Below are 2234 nucleotides of genomic sequence, written 5' to 3' on the forward strand. Positions count from 1 at the left end.
AGAAAATCATCATTTACAGCTTGAAAACAAGCATTTGCGCAAACGGCTGGACGATACGACGCAGCAGATTGAAAAGTTCAAAGCTGATAAAAAAGAATCAAAAACACAGAAGACAGAGCAAACTGATATAGGGGAAGGATATGATAATCTGGCACGTCTGTATCAAGAAGGATTTCATATCTGCAATGTTCACTATGGAAGTGTTCGAAAAGAAGATTGTCTTTTCTGTCTGTCATTCTTAAATAAAAAATAAGGAAAAGGCTTCCGCATAAGACGGAAGCCTTTTTCAAAGGTACTGAAAGGATAAGAAGATGGTTTCATTACGTGATGATGAAAGATTAGATTATTTGCTGGCAGAGGACATGAAAATCATACAAAGTCCAACGGTGTTTGCATTTTCATTGGACGCTGTGCTTCTGTCCAAGTTTGCCTACGTTCCGATTCAAAAAGGAAAAATCGTTGATCTATGCACCGGCAATGGCATTGTGCCGCTGCTGCTCAGTACAAGATCAAAAGCAGACATTCTTGGAGTTGAAATTCAAGAAAGACTCCATGATATGGCTGTTCGCAGTGTGGAGTATAATAAGCTGCAGGATCAGATTCAGATCATACATGATGATCTGAAAAACATGCCGGAGAAGTTGGGGCATAATCGATATGATGTTGTCACCTGCAATCCCCCGTATTTTAAAACACCGAAACAAACTGAACAAAACATGAATGAGCATCTCCGAATCGCCAGACATGAAATCCACTGCACACTGGAGGATGTCATTTCAGTCAGCAGCAAGCTGCTCAAACAAGGAGGAAAGGCAGCACTTGTTCACAGGCCGGGACGGCTTCTGGAGATTTTTGAACTGATGAAGGCTTACCAAATCGAGCCAAAGCGTGTGCAATTTGTTTATCCGAAGCAAGGGAAAGAAGCCAATACCATTTTGGTAGAGGGTATTAAAGGCGGGCGTCCGGATTTGAAAATTCTTCCTCCTCTGTTCGTTTATGACGAACAAAATGAATATACAAAAGAAATCAGGTCCATTTTATATGGAGACAAATAACCATTTCTTCTACGTCGTACAGTGCAGGGACAACAGCTGGTATGCTGGGTATACCAACGATCTGCAGAAACGGGTAAAAACACACAATGATGGAAAGGGCGCAAAGTATACAAAAGTAAGACGTCCGGTTGAATTGATTTTTGCCGAAGCTTTCACAACAAAGCGGGAAGCCATGCAGGCGGAATATTATTTCAAAAAACTGACTCGAAAGAAAAAAGAGCTTTATATAGAAGAAAAGCGGAACAGCAAGGAGGCTGTATATGTTAAGGCGCCAAATGAGCTTTAATGGAAAGTCGAACATGGGGATTCTTTATTTGGTCCCAACCCCAATTGGAAATTTAGAGGATATGACATTCCGGGCGATTGATACGCTGAAATCAGTGGATGCGATTGCTGCGGAAGATACGAGACAAACGAAAAAACTTTGTCATGTATATGAAATTGAAACACCGCTCGTTAGTTATCACGAACATAATAAAGAGAGCAGCGGCCACAAAATTATAGAATGGCTGAAGTCGGGAAAAAACATTGCTCTTGTCAGTGATGCCGGGTTGCCGACGATTTCTGACCCAGGGGCGGAAATCGTGAAGGATTTTACGGAGATAGGCGGCTATGTTGTTCCGCTGCCGGGAGCAAATGCTGCATTAACGGCTCTAATCGCTTCAGGTATTGTACCGCAGCCTTTCTTCTTTTACGGTTTTCTCAACAGACAGAAAAAAGAAAAGAAGAAGGAGCTTGAAGGTCTTAAAAAACGGAAGGAAACAATCATCTTTTATGAAGCGCCTCATAGATTGAAGGAAACTTTATCAGTGATGGCAGAGATATTAGGCGATCGGGAAATGGCTGTAACGCGCGAACTCACAAAGAAATATGAAGAGTTTATCAGAGGCACGATAACTGAGGTCATTGAATGGGCAAACGAGGATCAAATACGTGGGGAGTTTTGTCTCGTCGTAGAAGGCAGTAAAAATGAAGAATCAGATGAGGAAACACAATGGTGGGAAACCCTCACGTTGAAAGAACATGTCGAACATTACATCTCGAAAGGCGCTACTTCTAAAGAAGCTATTAAAAAAGCAGCAGTCGATCGCAATGTTCCAAAGCGTGAAGTGTACGATGCTTACCATATTCAGCAATAAAAAAAACGTTCTTGTGTCATAACAAGAACGTTTTTTGTAT

4 protein-coding genes are annotated in these 2234 nt (G+C 41.5%); all 4 read left to right on the forward strand.

What is annotated here, in order from left to right:
• A partial coding sequence (gene yabA / locus RAC86_RS37935; RefSeq protein WP_377886883.1) for a replication initiation-control protein YabA occupies positions 1–253 on the forward strand: 253 nt, incomplete at its 5' end.
• A 58-nt stretch (positions 254–311) separates the two neighbouring features.
• Positions 312–1055 (forward strand): tRNA1(Val) (adenine(37)-N6)-methyltransferase, encoded by a 744-nt coding sequence (locus RAC86_RS37940; protein WP_014112291.1) that lies wholly within the window; start codon positions 312–314, stop codon positions 1053–1055.
• Positions 1042–1341 carry a GIY-YIG nuclease family protein gene (locus RAC86_RS37945; RefSeq protein WP_014112292.1) on the forward strand — a complete coding sequence of 100 codons (300 nt, stop codon included), beginning with the start codon at positions 1042–1044 and terminating at the stop codon, positions 1339–1341. The genes RAC86_RS37940 and RAC86_RS37945 overlap by 14 nt, the downstream gene beginning before the upstream one ends.
• Positions 1316–2194 (forward strand): 16S rRNA (cytidine(1402)-2'-O)-methyltransferase, encoded by an 879-nt coding sequence (gene rsmI / locus RAC86_RS37950; protein WP_072565618.1) that lies wholly within the window; start codon positions 1316–1318, stop codon positions 2192–2194. The genes RAC86_RS37945 and rsmI overlap by 26 nt, the downstream gene beginning before the upstream one ends.
• The last annotated feature ends 40 nt before the right edge of the window (positions 2195–2234 follow it).

It is taken from the genome of Bacillus sp. LR_5, assembly GCF_042709275.1.